The organism is Amycolatopsis sp. NPDC058278 (genome assembly GCF_042881395.1).
In the GTDB taxonomy this organism is placed as follows: Bacteria; Actinomycetota; Actinomycetes; order Mycobacteriales; family Pseudonocardiaceae; genus Amycolatopsis.
This window is the reverse complement of sequence record NZ_JBHVXZ010000164.1, coordinates 1-17,698: the sequence shown is the minus strand read 5'-3', so window position 1 is coordinate 17,698 and position 17,698 is coordinate 1. Positions and strand designations below refer to the sequence as shown.

The window sequence follows — 17,698 nt, the reverse complement described above, 5'->3', positions numbered from 1 at the left end:
CGCTGTAACCGTTCACGCACGGAAAAGGGGCCCCGCCGCGGCGGGGCCCCTTTCTCTCGTTCAGCGGGTCTTGTCCAAGCGGGACAACGCTTCTTCGTAGCCGCTCACCAGTTCCGCGACGACGTCGGCCACCGGACGGACCTGGTTCATCCGGCCGACGATCTGCCCGACCGGCATCGACACCACGCTCGGGTCGTTCGCCGCGTGGATCCGGTTGTGGGCCGGGGAAACCAGCAGGTTCTGCAGCGGCATCGGCAGCGGCTCGGGCGCGTCCGGCGCGGCCCACGCCTCGGTCCAGCGGGTCTTCAGCAGCCGGGCCGGCTTGCCCGTGTAGATCCGCGTCCGCACGGTGTCCGACGACGACGCCGCGACGAGCGCCTGCTGCATCGCCACCGATTCGCCCATCGTCTGCAGGTACTCCTCGGTGGCCAGCCACATCGACCCCATCCAGACGCCGGACGCGCCGAGCGCGAGCGCGGCGGCCATCTGGCGGCCGGAACCGATTCCGCCCGCGGCCAGCACCGGCACGTCGACCGCGTCGACGATCTCCGGCACCAGCACCATGGACGCGATCTCGCCGGTGTGCCCGCCGGCTTCGTAACCCTGCGCCACCACGAAGTCGACGCCGTTTTCGACGTGCCGCACGGCGTGCTCGGCCTTCCCGGCGAGCGCCGCGACCGGCACCCCGCGATCGTGGCACTGGCCGATCACGTCCGCCGGCGGCGAGCCGAGCGCGTTGGCGATCAGCTTGATCGGGTGGTTGAGCGCGACCTCGACGTGCGACCGGGCGACCGAGTGCAGCCAGCCGAGCACGCCCGCGCGCTCGTCGGTGTCGTCCGGCAGCGGCGGCACTGACAGCTCTTTCAGGACGCGGTCGACGAACGCGCGGTGCCCGTCCGGGATGAGCTTCGCCAGATCGACCTGGGTGCCCTCGGCGGGCACCTTGGCCGGCATGACGATGTCGACGCCGTACGGTTTCCCGCCGGTGTTCTCGTCCATCCAGGTGAGCACCCGGTCGAGCTCGGCGGCGTCGTTGAACCGCACGCAGCCGAGCACGCCGAGCCCGCCGGCGCGGCTGAGTGCCGCGGCGACGTGCTCCGACGGGGTGAACCCGACGATCGGCAGGTCGATGCCGAGCCGGTCGCACAGGGGTGTCCGCACTGTGTTGTCCTCCTCAGACGGGGTTGTCCTCCTCAGACGGGCTGGGCCGCGGCCGGTTCGTGCTCGGCCGCGTAGCGCTGGGCCCAGGGGTAGTCCGGCTTGCCGCTGGGCGAGCGCCCGATCTCGCCGGCCAGCCAGACGGTCCGTGGCACCTTGTAGCCGGCGATCTCGCCGCGGACGTGCTCTTCGAGGCCGGCGAGGTCCGGTTCGGCGCCCTCGCGGAGCTGGACGACGGCGGCGACGCGCTGGCCGAGCCGCTCGTCCGGGACGCCGATGACGAGCGCGTCGAAGACGTCGGGGTGGGACTTGAGCGCCCCTTCGACCTCTTCCGGGTAGACCTTCTCGCCGCCGGTGTTGACGCACTGCGAGCCGCGCCCGAGCAGCGTGACGGTGCCGTCCTCCTCGTAGCGGGCGTAGTCGCCCGGGACGACGTACCGGACGCCGTCGACCTCGACGAAGATCTTCTTGCTCTTCTCGGGATCGTTGTAGTAGCCGAGCGGGACGTGCCCGCGGCGGCCGATCAGCCCGGTCGCACCGGGCTTCTTTTCGACGATGTTGCCGTCTTCGTCCAGCAGGACGGCGTCCTGGCCGAAGTTCACCCGCGGGCCGGCGCTGTGGTCGGACCCCTTGGCCACCGCGCCGATGCCGGTGAAGCCGCTCTCCGACGCGCCGATCGCGTCGGTGACCAGCGCGTGGGGCGGCACGAGCTCGACGAACTGCTGTTTCACCGACTGCGAGAACAGCGCGGCGTGGCTCGACACCGCGACGATCGACGAAGCGTCGTAGTTCCCCTCGTGGTAGGCCTCGATGAGCGGCCGGGCCATCGCGTCGCCGACGATCGTGAGGACCTGGACCTTGTGCTTCTGCACGGCCTTCCAGATCTCGTGGGCGTCGAAGCGGGGCACGAACACCACCGGGCTGCCGGTGAACAGCGCGCCGAACGCGGCCCACTGCGCGGCCCCGTGGATCAGCGGCGCGGCGGGCAGCCGGCTCAGGCTCCCGGACTTGCCCTGCTCGGCGAGCGTCCACTCGTCCGGGACGTACTCCCCGGTGACGAAGTTGATCCCGCCGCCGAGCGCGCGCCAGACGTCCTCCTGCCGCCAGAGCACGCCCTTGGGGTAGCCCGTGGTGCCCCCGGTGTAGAGGATGTAGAGGTCGTCGCCCGATCGTTCCCCGAAGTCCCGGTCGGGGGACTCCTGGCTCAGCGCCGTCTCGTAGTCGACGCCGCCGTAGCTTTCGTAGTCGCCGTCACTGCCGTCGTCGATCACGACAACGTGTTTCAGTTTCGGCGCCTCCGGCAGCACCGCGGCGACCTTGTCCGCGTAGCTGCGTTCGTGCACGAGCGCGACGATCTCGGCGTCGTTGAAGAGGTAGACGAGTTCGCCGTGCACGTAGCGGTAGTTGACGTTGACGGCGATCGCGCGCAGCTTGTACGCCGCGATCATCGCCTCCAAGGCCTCGATCGAGTTGCGGGAGTAGACCCCGATGTGGGATCCGCGTCCCACGCCGTGCGCGGCGAGGTGGTGGGCGAGCCGGTTGGCCCGCGCCTCCAGTTCGGCGAAGGTGACTTGCCGGTCGCCGCACACGACCGCGACGCGCTCCGGCACGGCGTCGACGGCGTGCTCCAGAAGATCCGCGATGTTGAGTGCCACGCCCTCAAAGTAGAACATGTTATCGTTCCGGGCAATGGCACTGCTCCTTCAGGAGGTCTTCCGTGGGTGAACCGCACGCGCTGGTGACACAGGAGGGCCAGACCCTCGTCGTCACGATGAACCGGCCCGAAGCGCGCAACGCGATCACCGGCGAGATGATGTCGATCATGGTCGACGCCTGGGACCGCGTCGATTCCGACGACTCGATCCGCAGCTGCATCCTGACCGGCGCGGGCGGCGCGTTCTGCGCGGGCGCGGACCTCAAGTCGATGTCCCGCAACTCGCCGTCGGAGTCGTTCGCCTCGGGCAAGTTCGACCCTTCGCGCATTCCGGGCCTTTTGAAGGGCCGCCGCCTGACGAAGCCCCTGATCGCGGCGGTCGAGGGCCCGGCGATCGCGGGTGGCACCGAGATCCTCCAGGGGACCGACATCCGGGTGGCGGGCGAGTCGGCCCGCTTCGGGGTCTCGGAGGCGCGCTGGGGCCTGTTCCCGATGGGCGGCTCGGCGGTGCGGCTGCCGCGCCAGATCCCGTACACGGTGGCCGCGGACATCCTGCTGACCGGCCGTCACCTGACCGCGACGGAGGCGCTGGCCATCGGCTTGATCGGGCACGTGGTCCCGGACGGCGCCGCGCTCTCGAAGGCCCTCGAACTGGCCGGGCTGATCAACACGAACGGGCCGCTGGCGGTGCGGGCGATCCTGCGGACGATCCGCGACACGGAGGGCCTGCACGAGGAAGAGGCCTTCAAGCTGGACTCGCAGTACGGCATCGAGGTGTTCGCGTCGGAGGACGCCAAGGAGGGGCCGCGGGCGTTCTCGGAGAAGCGGAAGCCGGACTTCAAGGGCCACTGACCGAGAACGCGTTCTATTCACATTCAGACGCCTCCCGGAGGAGCCTTGTCGGCAGAACGAGAACGTGTTTCACTCAAGGACGTGACCGAGACACCGCTTGCGGCACCGCTGAACGTCGGCTTCGACTACACCCGCTCGACCGGGCCCGTCATCGGCCGGTTCGTCAACGCGCTGCGTGACCGCCGGATCGAAGGCATCCGCGGCAGCGACGGCCGGGTGCACGTCCCGCCGGTCGAGTACGACCCCGTGACCGCCGCGCAGCTCAGCGAGTTCGTTCCCGTGGCCGAAGAGGGCACCGTCGTCTCGTGGTCGTGGTGCCCCGAACCCCTCGACGGGCAGCCGCTGAGCCGTCCCTTCGCCTGGGCGCTCGTCCAGCTCGACGGCGCCGACACCCCGATGCTGCACGCCGTCGACGCCGGCGACCCCGGGAACATCCACAGTGGACAGCGGGTGCGCGTGCGCTGGGCCGACGAGGTCGTCGGGCACATCCGCGACATCGCCTACTTCCTGCCCGTGGACGCCGAGGACACCACGCCCACCGAACCCGCTCCCCCGGTCGCCGACCGCGAGGAGGGCGCGCCGGTCAGCATCGTCATCACGCCGGTGCACCTCAAGTACATGCACTCCGCCTCCCCCGAGGAGAGCACCTACCTGCGCGGGCTCGCCGAGGGGAAGCTGATCGGCCAGCGCTGTCCCGCCTGCGGCAAGGTCTACATCCCGCCGCGCGGCGCCTGCCCGACCGACGGCGTGCCGACCACCGAAGAGGTCGAGCTGCCCGACACCGGCATCGTCACCACCTTCTGCATCGTCAACGTCCCGTTCCTCGGCCAGCGGATCAAGCCGCCGTACGTCGCCGCCTACATCCTGCTCGACGGCGCCGACATCGCCTTCCTCCACCTCGTCCTCGGCTGCGCCGCCGAAGACGTCAAGATGGGCATGCGGGTGCGCGCCGCGTGGAAGCCGCGCGATCAGTGGTGGACGTCGCTGGAGAACATCAGCCACTTCGAGCCGACCGGCGAGCCGGACGCGGCTTACGAAACCTTCGCCCACCACCTGTGAGGTCCTGATGCCAGACGTCGCGATCGCGGGCTTCGCGAAGGCCCCCAACGTCCGCGAAACCCCGGGCACCACCAACGGCGTGGAGATGCTCGTCCCGATCTTCGCCGAGGTCTTCGCGCAGACCGGCCTGTCCAAACAGGACATCGGCTTCTGGTGTTCCGGTTCGTCGGACTACTTGGCCGGCCGCGCGTTCTCCTTCATCGCCGCCGTCGACGCGATCGGCGCGTTCCCGCCGATCCACGAGTCGCACGTCGAGATGGACGCCGCCTGGGCGCTGTACGAAGCGTGGCTGAAGATCAAGATGGGCGAGGTCGAGACCGCGCTCGTCTACGGCTTCGGCAAGTCCAGCGCGGGGCAGCTGCGCCGGGTGCTCGCCCTGCAGCTCGACCCGTACGTCGTCACGCCGTTGTGGCCGGACTCGGTCTCGATCGCCGGGATCCAGGCCCGCCTGGGCCTGGAGGCCGGACTCTGGTCCGAAAAGGACCTGGCCGAAGTCGCCGCCCGCGGAACCGGCCAGGACGTCGCGGAACTCCTCGACACGCCGTACTTCGCCGACCCACTGCGCAAGCACGACATCGCCCCGATCACCGACGGCGCCGCCGTCATCGTCTTGTCCACTGTGGAACGGGCGCGCGAGATCGTCGAGCGCCCGGCGGTGATCACCGGTATCGAGCACCGCGTCGACTCCCCCGTGCTCGGCGCCCGCGACCTGACCCGCTCGCCGTCCACCGAGGCGGCGGCCGAGGCCCTGGACCTCGACGGCGTCGACCTCGCGGAGCTGCACGCACCCTTCACGCACCAAGAGCTCATCCTGCGCGCCGCGCTCGGGCTCGGCGACGGCGTGAAGATCAACCCCTCCGGCGGGGCGCTGGCCGCGAACCCGATGTTCTCCGCCGGGCTCGCCCGGATCGGCGAAGCGGCGAGCCGGATCCACAGCGGCGAATCCCGCAAGGCCGTGGCGCACGCGACGAGCGGCCCGGCCCTGCAACAAAACCTGGTGACCGTGCTGGAGGCCCGATGACCAAGCAGCTCACCGCCGTGCTCGGCACCGGCCAGACGCACCACCGCGCCAAGCGGCAGGACGTCTCGATGCCGGGCCTGCTGCGCGAGGCGATCGACCGCGCGATGACCGACGCCCAGGTGGAGTGGGCCGACATCGACGCCGTCGTGCTCGGCAAGGCCCCCGACCTGTTCGAGGGCGTGATGATGCCCGAGCTGTTCCTCGCCGACTCGCTCGGCGCGACCGGGAAGCCGCTGCTGCGCGTGCACACCGCCGGGTCGGTGGGCGGCTCGACGGCGCTGGTGGCGGCGTCGCTCATCCAGTCGGGCGTGCACCGGCGCGTGCTCACCGTGGCCTACGAAAAGCAGTCCGAGTCGAACGCGATGTGGGGGCTGTCGATCCTGCCGCCGTTCCAGATGCCGGTCGGGGCCGGCGCGGGCGGCTACTTCGCGCCGCACGTGCGTTCCTACATCCGCCGCTCGGGCGCACCCGAGCACGTCGGGGCGATCGTCGCGGCGAAGGACCGGCGCAACGGCGCGCTCAATCCGTATGCGCACCTGCAGCAGCCGGACATCACCGTCGAGTCGGTGCGGGCGTCGCAGATGCTGTGGGACCCGATCCGCTACGACGAGACGTGCCCGTCGTCCGACGGCGCGTGCGCGATGGTGCTCGGCGACGAGGCCGCCGGGGACGCGGTCGAAGGCGGCGCGGCGTGGATCCACGCGACGGCGATGCGCACCGAGCCGACCACGTTCGCCGGCCGCGACCAGGTGAACCCCCGGGCCGGGCGCGAGGCCGCGGCCGCGCTGTGGGCCGAGGCGGGCATCACCGACCCGATGTCCGAAGTGGACGTCGCCGAGATCTACGTGCCGTTCTCGTGGTTCGAGCCGATGTGGCTGGAGAACCTCGGCTTCGCCCCCGAAGGCGAAGGCTGGAAGGTCACCGAGAAGGGCGAGACGGCGATCGGCGGCCGGCTGCCGTGCAACCCCTCCGGCGGGGTGCTCTCGTCCAACCCGATCGGCGCGTCCGGCATGCTGCGGTTCTCGGAGGCCGCGAAGCAGGTCATGGGACGGGCCGGGGACTACCAGGTGGACGGCGCGCGCCGCGCGCTCGGGCACGCCTACGGCGGCGGGTCGCAGTACTTCTCAATGTGGCTGGTGGGCTCGGAGAAGCCCCGCTGATCACCGGCGGGAGCGGCGCCAGCGGAGCGCGAGCAGGGTGCCGAGGACGCCGGTGACCACGCCGACCGTGGCGGGCACCGCGATCGGCGGGTCCACCACGACCACCGGATTCAGCACCACCGGCGCCGGCGGCTGGACCGGCTTCGGGGGTGCGTCGGAGCCGGTCGCGGTCCACGCCGTGACGTAGACGAGCAGGCGCGCGACCAGTGAGATGAAGAAGATGAGGCCGATGATCGAGCCGAACGCGATCCCGGTCGGCGAGTCGCCGATCAGCCGGAGGTAGAACCCGCCGAGCAGCTTCAGCACCTCGAACCCGACGGCGAGGGCGATCGCGCCGCGGATCGCGCTGCGCACGCCGACCTTCTGCCGGGGCAGCCGGGTGAGCACCCAGAGGAAGACCAGCCAGTCGGCGGCCAGCGACAGCGGCACCGAGGAGGCCGACACGAGCTGGTGCCCCCAGCTGGTGTCGTCGAGGCCGGCCAGCCGGAGGAGGTAGCCGCCGAGCGCGGTGCCGGAGATGGTGAGCGTGAACGACACCAGCAGGGCCGCGGTCAGGCCGAGCAGGGCGAGCAGGTCGCCCAGGATCAGCCGCAGCAGCGACTGGTCCGACCGGTTCTGCCCCCACAGCGCCGTCAGCGAGTCCCGCAGCGCGTTCATCCAGTTCCAGCCGGAGTAGAGGCCGATGGCCAGGCCGACCACGCCGACGCTGGTCCGCTGCTCGACGAAGCCGGTGAGCAGTTCCGTGGCTTTGTCGCCGAGCCCGCCGGGCAGCGTGCTGACGATCGCGTGCACCAGCGTGTCGAGCAGGTTCGGCTGGGTGGCCAGCACGAACCCGGCGACCGACGAGGCGACCATCAGCAGCGGCACCAGCGACAGCAGGCTGAAGTAGGTGATCGAGGCGACGTAGTGGTAACCGCCGGACTCGATGTAGCGGTTGGTCGCGCGGGCGAGGTGGTCCAGCCACCGGTACCGGGCGCGCGCCCGGGCCCAGCGGCTGGGCGCCTTGGGGGAACTGTTCACGAAGACTGTCTACCCAGCCGGGGCCGTCTTTGCGCAGGCAACACGCGGGTCAGCCGAGAACGACCAGGCCGGATCCGTCGTCGACGGGCAGTGCGGAGTCCGTCGTCGCGAAGATGGTGCTGCCCAGGAAGTCGAGTTCGCCGCCGAGCGTGGCGAGGAAGGCGGTGTCGGCGGCGTCGCGGCCGGTGGAGATCCGGAGCATGGTCTGGCGCGGCGCGAGCCGGGTGGCGTCGAAGACGTACCAGTGACCGTCGACCGCGGCTTCGAAGACGGCGTGGAAGTCCATCGGCGCGAGCCCGGGCGCGTAGACGCCGACGTAGCGCGCGGGGATGTCGAGGAACCGGCACAGGGTGATGCAGACGTGCGCGAAGTCGCGGCAGACGCCTTCGCCGGCGAGCAGGGTGTCGATCGCGTCGTCGGCGGGCCGGCTCGAACCGACCACATAGGACAGTCGCTCGTGGACGTGCCGGACGACGGCTTCGACCTGTTTCCCGCGGTTCTCGAGGTTGCGCAGCTCCGGCGGCACGAGCCCGGCGACGCGATCGGACGGGCAGTACCGGCTCGGCCGGGTGAACACGATGACGTCGGCGAGCGTCACGGGCTCGGGTTCGGGGTCGGTGAACACGCGCTCGGCGTGGTAGCTGACGCGGTGCTCGCCGGCGGGCAGGTCGAACACCTCGGCCCGGGTGCCGTGCGCGAACTCGACGGGCCGGCCGGGCCCGTGCCAGGACACGCGGAGTTCGTCGGTGTCGGCGTGCGCCGCGGAGACCGAGATCGCCGCGGGCCCGGGTTCGGTGACGCGGATGGCGAACTCGACGTCCACGGTCGCTCGCGAAGGCATCGTCCCATCATGGCAGCCCCTGGCAGAATCGCCGGGTGAGCGACATCGTGATGTTCCACTCGGTGCTGGGATTACGGCCCGTCGAGCTCGGTTTCGCCGACCGGCTGCGGGCGGCCGGGCACCACGTCACCACCCCGGACCTCTACGCCGGCCGCACGGCGGCAACCCTCGACGAGGGCTTCGCGCTGAAGGACGCCGTCGGCTGGGAGACCATCACCCGGCGAGCCCGCGACGGCGTGCGAGATCTGCCCGCCGAGACCGTGCTCGTGGGCGTGTCGATGGGGGCGGGCGTCGTCGAGACCGTGCTGCCGCACCGGCCCGGCACCGCCGGTGTCGTGCTCCTGCACGCGATGGGGGCGCTGCCGGCCGGGCACCGCGCGGGCCTGCCGGTGCAGGTCCACGTCGCCGATCCCGACCCGATCGCGCCCCCGGCGCAGGTCGCGGCCTGGCGCGAAGCCGCGGCGCGGTCGGGCGCCGAGGCCCGGGTGTACACCTACCCGGGCCTCGGCCACTTCTACACCGACGCGGACGGCCCCGACCACGACGTGGCCGGGGCCGAACTCACCTGGGAGCGGGTCGCCGCGTTCCTCAGCCGTAGTTCACCGGGTAGTGCTTGATGCCGTTCAGCCAGCTCGACCGCAGCCGCACCGGGGGTGCCGCCTCGGTGATGTTCGGCATCACGTCGGCGATCGCGTTGAAGATCAGGTCGATCTGCAGCCGGGCCAGGTTCGCGCCGATGCAGTAGTGCGATCCGGTGCCGCCGAAGCCCACGTGCGGGTTGTCCTCGCGGAGCACGTCGAACTTCTCCGGGTCCTGGAACACCTCGTGGTCGAAGTTGGCGGAGCTGTAGAACATGCCGACGCGGTCGCCCTTGCGGATGTGCGCGCCGCCGAGCTCGGTGTCCCGGGTGGCGGTGCGCTGGAAGGCGATCACCGGAGTGGCCCAGCGGACGATCTCGTCGGGCGCGGTCTTCGGCCGCTGGTCCTTGAAGATCTCCCACTGGTCCGGGTGGTCCAGGAGGGCCTTCATGCCGTGGGTGATGGAGTTGCGCGTGGTCTCGTTGCCCGCGACGGCAAGTAGGATCACGAAGAAGCCGAACTCGTCGGAGCCGAGCTCTTCACCGTCGACGTCGGCGTGGATCAGCTTCGTGACGATGTCGTCCATCGGGCACCTGCGGCGGTCCTCGGCCATGTTCCAGGCGTAGCCGATGAGCTGGGTGGACGCCTCCAGGGGCTCGACCTCGTACTCGGGGTCGTCGTAGGCGACCATCTGGTTGGACCAGTCGAAGATCTTCAGCCGGTCCTCCTGCGGGATGCCGATCAGCTCGGCGATCGCCTGCAGCGGCAGCTCGCACGCGACGTCGGTGACGAAGTCGCCCGACCCCTTCTTCTTCGCCTCGGAGACGATCCGTTCGGCGCGGTCCCGCAGCGTGTCCTCGAGCTTCGAGATGGACCGCGGGGTGAAGCCCTTGGACACGATCCGCCGCAGCTTGGTGTGCTGCGGGGCGTCCATGTTGAGCAGCACCAGGCGGTTCGCTTCGAGGTTGTCCTCGGTCATGTTCTCGTCGAAGCGGATGATGGCGGTCTTCTCCCGCGACGAGTAGAGCGTGCTGTCGCGCGAGACCTCCTTGACGTCCGCGTGCCGCGAGACGACCCAATAGCCGTCGTCGCGGAAGCCCGCGGTGTTGTGCTTCTGGGGGTTCCACCACACCGGGGCGGTTCGCCGGAGTTCGGCGAACTCGGCGACGGGAAGTCGCTGTGCCAAGAGATCGGGATCGGTGAAGTCGAACCCGGCGGGGATGAGCGGAGCGGCCACGTTGCCTCCCACGGTTCGGCTTGGAACACGTTCTAGGTTGGATTGAAGCATACGGCGTTAACCAACGGAAGACCGTAAGTGAAACCCGTTTACTTAACCGATGATGCCAGGTGAGCGTGCGCTCACCATCCGAAGATCAAGACAGGCTCGAGCCTGCGTAGACTTGCACGAAACGATAACTTGTTCTAGTTTTTGGGGTAGTGAACAGTGTTTCCCGACGAAAGGGACGACATGGGCGTGCCGGTCATCGTCGAAGCCGTGCGGACCCCGATCGGCAAGCGGAACGGGCTGCTCGCCGGCCTGCACGCGGCCGAGCTGCTGGGTGCCGCGCAGCTCGCCCTGCTGGACCGCGCCGGGATCGACCCGGCCCTCGTCGAACAGCTCATCGGCGGCTGCGTCACGCAGGCCGGTGAGCAGTCGAACAACGTCACGCGCACGGCGTGGCTGCACGCCGGGCTGCCCGAGACGGCGGGCGCGACGACGATCGACGCCCAGTGCGGCTCGGCGCAGCAGGCCACCCACCTCGTCGCCGGCCTGATCGCGGCGGGTGCCATCGAGGCCGGCGTCGCGTGCGGGGTCGAGGCGATGAGCCGGGTGCCGCTGGGCGCGAACCGGGCCGGCGCTTCACCGCGGCCGTCGTCGTGGTCGATCGACCTGCCCAACCAGTACGGCGCGGCGGAGCGGATCGCGGTCCGCCGCGGCCTGACCCGGGAGGACGTCGACGCGTTCGGCGCGGCGTCCCAGCAGAAGGCGGCGGCTGCCTGGGAGGCAGGCCACTTCGACCGCGAGGTGGTGCCGGTGAAGGCCCCGGTCCTGTCCGATTCGGGCGATCCGACGGGGGAAACGCGCTTGGTCGCGCGCGACCAGGGCCTGCGCGAAACGACGGTCGAAGGCCTCGCCCGGCTCAAGCCGGTGGTCGAGGACGGCATCCACACGGCGGGCACGTCCTCCCAGATCTCCGACGGCGCGGCGGCCCTGCTCCTGCTGGACGCCGACCGGGCCGCGGCGCTGGGGCTGCGTCCCCGGGCCCGGATCGTGGCACAGGCACTGGTCGGCGCCGAGCCGTACTACCACCTGGACGGCCCGATCCGCGCGACGGAACGGGTGCTGTCCCGGGCCGGGATGACCGTGGGTGACGTGGACCTGTTCGAGGTCAACGAGGCGTTCGCCTCGGTCGCGTTGTCCTGGCAGCAGGTGGTTTTGCCGGACCCGTCCCGGGTGAACGTCAACGGCGGCGCGATCGCCCTCGGCCACCCGGTGGGCAGCACGGGAGCCCGCCTGCTGACGACGGCGTTGCACGAGCTGGAGCGCCGGGACGCCTCGACGGCCCTGGTGACGATGTGCGCGGGCGGCGCGCTGGCCACCGCGTCGATCATCGAACGGCTCTAGCCCGGCAGGTGGGCGTCCACCTCGATCTCGATCTTCATCCGCGGGTCCGCCAGGCCGCACTCCAGCATCGTCGCGGCCGGGCGGACGTCCGCGAACGCCTTGCGCAGCACCGGCCAGCACGGCTCGAAGTCCTCGCGCGAAGGCAGCAGGTAGCGGACGCGGACCACGTCCGCGAACGTGCAGCCCGCCTCGGCCAGCGCCGCTTCGATGTTGCGCAGGCACTGGGCCGCCTGCTCGGCGACGTCGTCGGAGATCGTCATCGCCCGGTAGTCGAAACCGGTGGTGCCCGAGACGTACACGCGGTCGCCGTGGACCACCGCCCGGGCGTAGCCGATCTGCTCTTCGAAGGTCGACCCGCTGAGGATCGCTCGCCGTTGTGCCATGCCGCGCACGTTAGGGATCGACCACCACGCCGTCCAGTGAATAGCCTGTGCTTCACTTCGGGGCATGATCTCGGAAAGCCGTTGCCCGGTGGAGGACGGTGAGCTCCTCGTCCGCCGTGGCGGCGAGGGCCCGGCACTGCTGCTGATCGCGGGCGGCACCGGATCGGGCGACGCCTACCGCGCGCTGGCGAAGCAGCTGTACGCGGACTACACCGTGATCACCTACGATCGCCGCGGCCACTTCGGCAGCACGGACACGACGACGGGCCCGGTCCCGGTTTCCCTGCAGGCGGACGACGCACTGGCCGTCCTCGACCACGCGGCCGACGGCCCGGCCCGGGTGTTCGGCTCCAGCGCGGGCGCCCTGATCGGCCTCGACCTCGTCGCCCGGCACCCGGACCGCGTGACGACGCTGGTCGCGCACGAACCCCCGGCGGTGCACCTGATGCCGGACGCGGGCGGCTGGCTCGAAGCGGCGGCCGAACAGGTCCGGCTGGCCCGTTCGGGTGAGCTGATGGCCGCGGTGACGCGCTTCGCGGACGCGATCGCGGGCGCGGCCCTGCCGAACCTGCCGAACCTGCGCCTCCCCCACGAAGCCGAGTGGATCCGGCTGTTCGACCGCGAGCTGACGGAGTTCTTCGACTACCTGCCGGACCTGCGGGCGCTGCGCAAGGCGAGCACGGAGATCGTCCCGGTGGCGGGCGAGGGCAGCCGGGGCCGCTACCACTACCAGCCGGCGAAGATCCTGGCGCTGGAGCTGGGATTGCCGTTCACCGAGCTGCCGGGGTCGCACCTGGCACCGCAGCGGAACCCCGCGAAGTTCGCCGCGGCACTGCGGGAGCTGCTGAGCCCGGAGCTCTGACGGACGACACGCGTACTCCGCCGGACGACACGCGTACCCAGCCGGACGACACGGCGTCAGACCACTCGGATGCCGTCCTTCCAGACCTCCCGGATGTTCGACGCCAGCGCCGGGAAGTCGTACGGATCCCCGGCCACCACCACGACGTCCGCCCGCAGGCCCGGCTCCAGCCGGCCCAGTTCGCCGTCCAGGCCCATCAACCGGGCCGCCGATGAGGTCGTGGCCTCCAGGACGTCCCCCGGTTTCATGCCGCACGCCGCCATCAGGGCCAGTTCCTCGAGGTTCGTCCCGTGCGGCCCCACTCCGCTGTCCGTGCCCATCGCGATCCGGACGCCCGCCGCGTACGCGCGGCGGACCGAGTCCCGGTGGGCCTCCACCACTTCACGCGCCTTCGCCACCACCGCCGCCGGGAGGTCGACGCCCGCGTCGGCCGCGCGGACCACGTTGACCGGGGCGATCAGCGTCGGCACCAGCCAGGTTCCGCGGCCGAGCATCAGCTCGATCGCTTCGTCGTCGAGGTAGATCCCGTGCTCGATCGAACGCGCGCCCGCGCGGACCGCGTTCTTGATGCCCGCCGCGCCCTGGGCGTGCGCCATCACCGGGCGGCCCTGCATCGCCGCCTCCGTCACCAGGACGTCCAGCTCCTCCGGGGTGAACTGCGCGTGTCGGGGGTCGTCGCGCGGAGACAGCACGCCGCCGGTCGTGCAGACCTTGAGCACGTCCGCGCCCGCGCGCAGCAGCGTCCTGGCCACCCGGCGCATCTCGTCGGGACCGTCGACCGTGGTCTCCGGCCGGCCCGGGTGCGGGACCAGCAGCGGGACGCACAGCCCCGAGGGGTTCCACGCGTCGCCGTGGCCGCCGGTCGGGCTGATCAAGCCGATCGAGATCTGCAGCCGCGGGCCGGGGATCAGCCCGTCGTCCACCGCCTGCTTGATGCCGAGGTCCGCGCCCGCCGCGTCGCGGACCGTCGTGATCCCCAGCCCGAGGGTCGCCCAGAGGTTCCGCGCGGCTTCGTAGAACTGGTAGGAGAACGGCTTCTGCACCCGGGACAGCAGCCCGATGTCCGAGATCGTCACGTGCACGTGGCAGTCGAACAGCCCCGGCAGCAGCACCGTGCCGGTGCAGTCGACGCCTTCGTCGCCGTCCAGGCCGGTTCCGACGTCGATGATCCGGCCGTGCTCGACGACGACGTCGGCCGGTGCCGGGTCCGCGCCGGTGCCGTCGAACACCGAGCCGCCGGTGAACACCGTGCGCGTCACGCCGCCTCCACGAGAGAAGTCCGTCGCGGCGCCACCACCGCGGCCGAGCCGACGGTGACCGTGCCGGCGAGATGAGTGTCCACAAAGGTCAGCCAGAGGACCACGAGCTCGCCGGCGGCCAGCCCGGCCGGCACCGGGACCTTGCCGACCGGCACCCGCCGCAGGTTGGCCGGCAGATCCGGCCGGAAGATGCCGAGCACGAAGGCCAGCGTACTCGCGACCACAACCGTGCCGTGGTCGATCCGGAGCTGCCGGCGGCCGCTGCACACCCAGGCGGGGAGAGCGTCCTTCGACAGCGACAGCAATACGCCGTTCGGGTCACTCCCCTTCGGGACACGGACCAGACGTGGTCGTTCCCTCCACTGTGGACGACCAGTTTCTCCGGGTGCAGCTGTTCCACCCCAGGGCGAGCACGGCAGCAGCGGGGTCAGTGGCAGCTGCGCACGGGCGTCACCCGGCCAGGAGCGCGAGGCGGCGGACGGCGAGCTCGGCCAGCAGCGCGGCGCCGTCGCCGAGCACGCTGTCGTCGAAGCGCGCCCGCGGTGAGTGGTTGTCCGGGGCGCTCGCCGGGTCCGCCGGGCACGCGCCGAGGAAGAGGTACGCCCCGGGAACCCGTTCCAGGACACGGGAGAAGTCCTCCGAACCGGTGATCGGATCGGCCATCTCGGTGAAGCGCTCCTCACCGAAGACGTCGCGGATCGTGGCGGCCACGAAGTCGTAGGCGTCGGCGTCGTTGACCGTCGCGGGGTACTCGGGTTCGTAGGTGACTTCGATGTCGAGGCCGTGGGCTTGCGCGATGCCGCGGCAGACCTGCTCCGCGCGCTCGCCCACCCGGGCCGCGACTTCCGGCGAGAACGACCGCAGCGTCGCCTCGAACACCGCGTCGTCCGGGATGATGTTGCGCCGGGTGCCGGCGTGGAACGAGCCGACGGTGATCACGACCGGGTCGAAGACGTCGAAGGTGCGCGTGACCATCGTCTGCAGGGCGGTCACCATCTCGCAGGCCGCGGGGATGGGGTCGCGGGCGTCGTGCGGGGACGAGCCGTGGCCGCCGTCGCCCTTCACCCGGACCTCGAGGGCGCCCGAGGCCGCCATCAGCGTGCCCGGCCGGGCGGTGAACTGGCCCTTCGCGTAGCTGGCGGCCGAAACGTGCAGGCCGTAGGCGGCGTCGACGTGCTTGCCGGACGCCGTCAGCACGCCTTCGTCGATCATGTGGCCGGCGCCGTCCCAGCCCTCTTCGCCGGGCTGGAACATGAAGACGACGTCCCCGGGGAGGTCTGGCCGGCGGGCGGCGAGCAGGCGGGCCGCGCCGACCAGTCCGGCCGTGTGGAGGTCGTGGCCGCAGGCGTGCATGGCGCCGTCGAGGGTCGAGCTGAACTCCTCGCCGCTGGCCTCGGTGACCGGGAGCGCGTCCATGTCGCCGCGCAGGAGGACGGTGCCGCCGGGTTGGCCGCCGCGCAGGACCGCGGTGATCGACGACAGGTTCTTGCCGAGGGTGATTTCCAGGGGCAGGCCGTCCAGGGCGGCGAGGACCCGGTCCTGGGTGCGCGGCAGGTGGAGGCCGATCTCGGGGATGCGGTGCAGGTCGCGGCGGAGGGCGACCAGTTCGTCGAGGAGGGCGGCGGCATCGGAGCGCAGGGTCATCTGCCGATCATGCGAGTGTCGAGCACAATGGCCGGGGAAAATCGCCGAAACCACCGTTTCGAGGGCAGATGAGCGAAGAATCCGCCATGTTGGCCGAGCAGGACCTCAAACTGGCCGACGCCCTCCAGGCGGCGCCGCGGGCGTCGTGGTCGACGCTCGGGGACGCGCTCGGCCTGGGCGCGGTGACCGTGTCCCGCCGCTGGGACGCCCTCGTGGAACGCGGGGAAGCGTGGCTCACCGCTTACGCCGGCGGCGAGCTGATCGAGCGGCTGGCGCCGGCCTTCGTGTCGATCGACTGCGAGCCCGGAGCGGTTTTCCCGGTGGCCGCCGTGCTGGCCGCGGACGTCCACGTGGCCACGGTCGAGCACGTGGCCGGGCCGTGCGATCTGCTCGCCCACGTCGTCGCGCCGTCCCTGAGGGAGCTGGGCGCGCACGTGGCGAGCCGGGTGGCGGCGATCCCCGGCGTGGCGCGGGTGCGGACGACGCTGTCCCCGCGGATCTTCACCGAAGGCAGCCGGTGGCGGGTGCGGGCGATCTCGCCGGGTCAGCGGGAGGCGTTGTCGGCGAAGCCGGCTCGCCAGCGCGCACCGCTGCGGTTCGACGCGGCGGACCGCGCGCTGATCCTGGCGCTGGGCGCGGACGCCCGCGCCTCGGCGGCGGCGCTGGCGGACTCGCTCGGTGTCGGGGCGACGACGGTGCGCCGCCGGCTGGACGGGCTGCTCGGCCGTGGCGCGATCCGCATCCGCTGCGAGATCGCGCGGCCGGCGTCACCGGCGCCGGTCACGGTGACGCTGTGGCTGCGGGTCCCGCCCGACAAGCTGGAGACGACGGCCCGGTCGCTGGCGATGGTGCCGGAGGTCCGCATGTGCGCGGCGCTGACCGGGGCGGCGAACCTGATGCTGGTGCTGTGGCTGCCTTCGTCGCACGACGTGCTGTCCGTGGAGGCGCAACTGGCGGCGAAGCTGCCGTGGCTGGAGGTCACCGGCCGGGCGGTCACGCTGCGGAGCGTCAAGCTGATGGGCCGGTTGCTCGACTTCGAGGGCCGGGGAACGGGCCGGGTGCCGCTGGACTTCTGGGCCGCGGTCCCCGTGCCGGAGCACGGGGACCGCAGCGTTCACCGGTCCGGGGGATGAGGGGGGTGAGGTGGAGGGAAGCACCCCCCGGGACCGGAGTTCATGGGAGCCGCGAAGCCGGGCCGGCCCGGTGACCGAGGGGCGGCCACCGGCCGGGGCTTCGCGGCGGGTTTCGCGTGATTCGGGACGGAAGTCGTGTGCTCGGCCACGGAAGTCGCGTGATGGGGACGGATCTCGCGTGATCGGAGGCGGATCTCGCGTGATCGGGAGCGGAACTCACGTGATCGGAGGCGGATCTCATGGGCCGGGCGGGGTGGTTCGTGTGGCTGGAAGGGCATCTCGCGTGTTGGAGGGCGGAACTCGCGTGATCGGGAGCCGATCTCGCGTGATCCAGGGCGGAACTCGCGTGATGGGGGACGGATCTCGTGGGCCGGGTGGGGTGGTTCGCGTGATTGGAGGGGCATCTCGCGTGATTGAGAAGCCATCTCGCGTGATTGGAGGGGCATCT

17 protein-coding genes are annotated in these 17,698 nt (G+C 71.3%); 8 read left to right on the top strand and 9 right to left on the bottom strand.

Annotated features, from left to right (window positions below; all coding sequences use genetic code 11):
• Positions 1–60: 60 nt before the first annotated feature.
• Positions 61–1,161, bottom strand: coding sequence for an NAD(P)H-dependent flavin oxidoreductase (locus tag ACFVYA_RS44985; protein WP_387054098.1), 1,101 nt, complete (start codon positions 1,159–1,161; stop codon positions 61–63).
• Between the two features lie 32 nt (positions 1,162–1,193).
• On the bottom strand, positions 1,194–2,813 hold the full coding sequence (locus ACFVYA_RS44980) for an acyl-CoA synthetase (RefSeq protein WP_387054096.1): 1,620 nt from the start codon (positions 2,811–2,813) through the stop codon (positions 1,194–1,196).
• 62 nt (positions 2,814–2,875) lie between these two features.
• Here ACFVYA_RS44980 and ACFVYA_RS44975 point away from each other — a divergent pair, with 62 nt between their 5' ends.
• The 4 genes from ACFVYA_RS44975 to ACFVYA_RS44960 all read left to right on the top strand — a co-directional run bounded on the left by ACFVYA_RS44975 (position 2,876) and on the right by ACFVYA_RS44960 (position 6,904).
• Entirely contained in the window at positions 2,876–3,664 is a 789-nt protein-coding gene (locus ACFVYA_RS44975; protein ID WP_285989829.1) for a crotonase/enoyl-CoA hydratase family protein, read from the top strand.
• 81 nt (positions 3,665–3,745) lie between these two features.
• Positions 3,746–4,723 carry a Zn-ribbon domain-containing OB-fold protein gene (locus tag ACFVYA_RS44970; protein WP_387054094.1) on the top strand — a complete coding sequence of 326 codons (978 nt, stop codon included), beginning with the start codon at positions 3,746–3,748 and terminating at the stop codon, positions 4,721–4,723.
• Positions 4,724–4,730: 7 nt separating this feature from the next.
• Entirely contained in the window at positions 4,731–5,744 is a 1,014-nt protein-coding gene (locus ACFVYA_RS44965) for a thiolase domain-containing protein (protein WP_387054092.1), read from the top strand.
• Complete coding sequence (locus ACFVYA_RS44960) at positions 5,741–6,904, top strand: thiolase domain-containing protein (protein WP_285989825.1); 1,164 nt, start codon at positions 5,741–5,743, stop codon at positions 6,902–6,904. The genes ACFVYA_RS44965 and ACFVYA_RS44960 overlap by 4 nt, the downstream gene beginning before the upstream one ends.
• On the opposite strand, the gene ACFVYA_RS44955 is transcribed toward ACFVYA_RS44960, so the two are convergent.
• Entirely contained in the window at positions 6,905–7,924 is a 1,020-nt protein-coding gene (locus tag ACFVYA_RS44955) for a YhjD/YihY/BrkB family envelope integrity protein (RefSeq protein ID WP_387054089.1), read from the bottom strand.
• A gap of 49 nt (positions 7,925–7,973) precedes the next feature.
• Positions 7,974–8,765, bottom strand: coding sequence for a transglutaminase family protein (locus ACFVYA_RS44950; RefSeq protein WP_285989823.1), 792 nt, complete (start codon positions 8,763–8,765; stop codon positions 7,974–7,976).
• A gap of 35 nt (positions 8,766–8,800) precedes the next feature.
• Here ACFVYA_RS44950 and ACFVYA_RS44945 point away from each other — a divergent pair, with 35 nt between their 5' ends.
• On the top strand, positions 8,801–9,382 hold the full coding sequence (locus tag ACFVYA_RS44945) for a dienelactone hydrolase family protein (RefSeq protein WP_387054087.1): 582 nt from the start codon (positions 8,801–8,803) through the stop codon (positions 9,380–9,382).
• On the opposite strand, the gene ACFVYA_RS44940 is transcribed toward ACFVYA_RS44945, so the two are convergent.
• On the bottom strand, positions 9,354–10,580 hold the full coding sequence (locus ACFVYA_RS44940) for a cytochrome P450 (protein ID WP_387054085.1): 1,227 nt from the start codon (positions 10,578–10,580) through the stop codon (positions 9,354–9,356). The two genes, ACFVYA_RS44945 and ACFVYA_RS44940, sit on opposite strands and share 29 nt — an antisense overlap.
• A gap of 231 nt (positions 10,581–10,811) precedes the next feature.
• On the opposite strand from ACFVYA_RS44940, the gene ACFVYA_RS44935 reads away from it, so the two are divergent.
• A complete protein-coding gene (locus ACFVYA_RS44935; protein WP_387054083.1) occupies positions 10,812–11,969 on the top strand; it encodes a steroid 3-ketoacyl-CoA thiolase in 1,158 nt (385 codons plus the stop codon).
• Here ACFVYA_RS44935 and ACFVYA_RS44930 read toward each other — a convergent pair.
• A complete protein-coding gene (locus ACFVYA_RS44930) occupies positions 11,966–12,352 on the bottom strand; it encodes a RidA family protein (protein ID WP_387054081.1) in 387 nt (128 codons plus the stop codon). The two genes, ACFVYA_RS44935 and ACFVYA_RS44930, sit on opposite strands and share 4 nt — an antisense overlap.
• A 64-nt stretch (positions 12,353–12,416) precedes the next feature.
• Here ACFVYA_RS44930 and ACFVYA_RS44925 point away from each other — a divergent pair, with 64 nt between their 5' ends.
• A complete protein-coding gene (locus ACFVYA_RS44925) occupies positions 12,417–13,214 on the top strand; it encodes an alpha/beta fold hydrolase (protein ID WP_285989818.1) in 798 nt (265 codons plus the stop codon).
• A gap of 56 nt (positions 13,215–13,270) precedes the next feature.
• Here the strand turns inward: ACFVYA_RS44925 and ACFVYA_RS44920 are convergent, their stop codons facing one another.
• From ACFVYA_RS44920 to ACFVYA_RS44910, 3 genes are all read right to left on the bottom strand, one after another.
• Entirely contained in the window at positions 13,271–14,473 is a 1,203-nt protein-coding gene (locus ACFVYA_RS44920) for an amidohydrolase family protein (RefSeq protein WP_285989817.1), read from the bottom strand.
• The gene (locus tag ACFVYA_RS44915) at positions 14,470–14,673 is read right to left on the bottom strand and encodes a hypothetical protein (protein WP_387054079.1); all 204 of its coding nucleotides are present in this window, start codon (positions 14,671–14,673) and stop codon (positions 14,470–14,472) included. Before ACFVYA_RS44915 ends, ACFVYA_RS44920 begins: the two co-directional genes overlap by 4 nt.
• A 250-nt stretch (positions 14,674–14,923) precedes the next feature.
• Positions 14,924–16,117: a M20 family metallopeptidase gene (locus ACFVYA_RS44910; protein WP_387054077.1), complete on the bottom strand. Its 1,194-nt coding sequence runs from the start codon at positions 16,115–16,117 to the stop codon at positions 14,924–14,926.
• A gap of 68 nt (positions 16,118–16,185) precedes the next feature.
• Between ACFVYA_RS44910 and ACFVYA_RS44905 the strand changes: the two genes are divergently transcribed.
• On the top strand, positions 16,186–17,250 hold the full coding sequence (locus tag ACFVYA_RS44905; RefSeq protein WP_387054075.1) for an Lrp/AsnC family transcriptional regulator: 1,065 nt from the start codon (positions 16,186–16,188) through the stop codon (positions 17,248–17,250).
• Positions 17,251–17,698 lie beyond the last annotated feature (448 nt).

What these genes read in the sequence shown, in the direction of transcription:
- ACFVYA_RS44965 (WP_387054092.1), top strand. Translation starts at nt 4,731, where the DNA reads ATGCCAGACGTCGCGATCGCGGGCTTCGCGAAGGCCCCCAACGTCCGC.
- ACFVYA_RS44960 (WP_285989825.1), top strand. Translation starts at nt 5,741, where the DNA reads ATGACCAAGCAGCTCACCGCCGTGCTCGGCACCGGCCAGACGCACCAC.
- ACFVYA_RS44950 (WP_285989823.1), bottom strand. Translation starts at nt 8,765, where the DNA reads ATGCCTTCGCGAGCGACCGTGGACGTCGAGTTCGCCATCCGCGTCACC.
- ACFVYA_RS44935 (WP_387054083.1), top strand. Translation starts at nt 10,812, where the DNA reads ATGGGCGTGCCGGTCATCGTCGAAGCCGTGCGGACCCCGATCGGCAAG.
- ACFVYA_RS44930 (WP_387054081.1), bottom strand. Translation starts at nt 12,352, where the DNA reads ATGGCACAACGGCGAGCGATCCTCAGCGGGTCGACCTTCGAAGAGCAG.
- ACFVYA_RS44925 (WP_285989818.1), top strand. Translation starts at nt 12,417, where the DNA reads ATGATCTCGGAAAGCCGTTGCCCGGTGGAGGACGGTGAGCTCCTCGTC.
- ACFVYA_RS44910 (WP_387054077.1), bottom strand. Translation starts at nt 16,117, where the DNA reads ATGACCCTGCGCTCCGATGCCGCCGCCCTCCTCGACGAACTGGTCGCC.
- ACFVYA_RS44905 (WP_387054075.1), top strand. Translation starts at nt 16,186, where the DNA reads ATGAGCGAAGAATCCGCCATGTTGGCCGAGCAGGACCTCAAACTGGCC.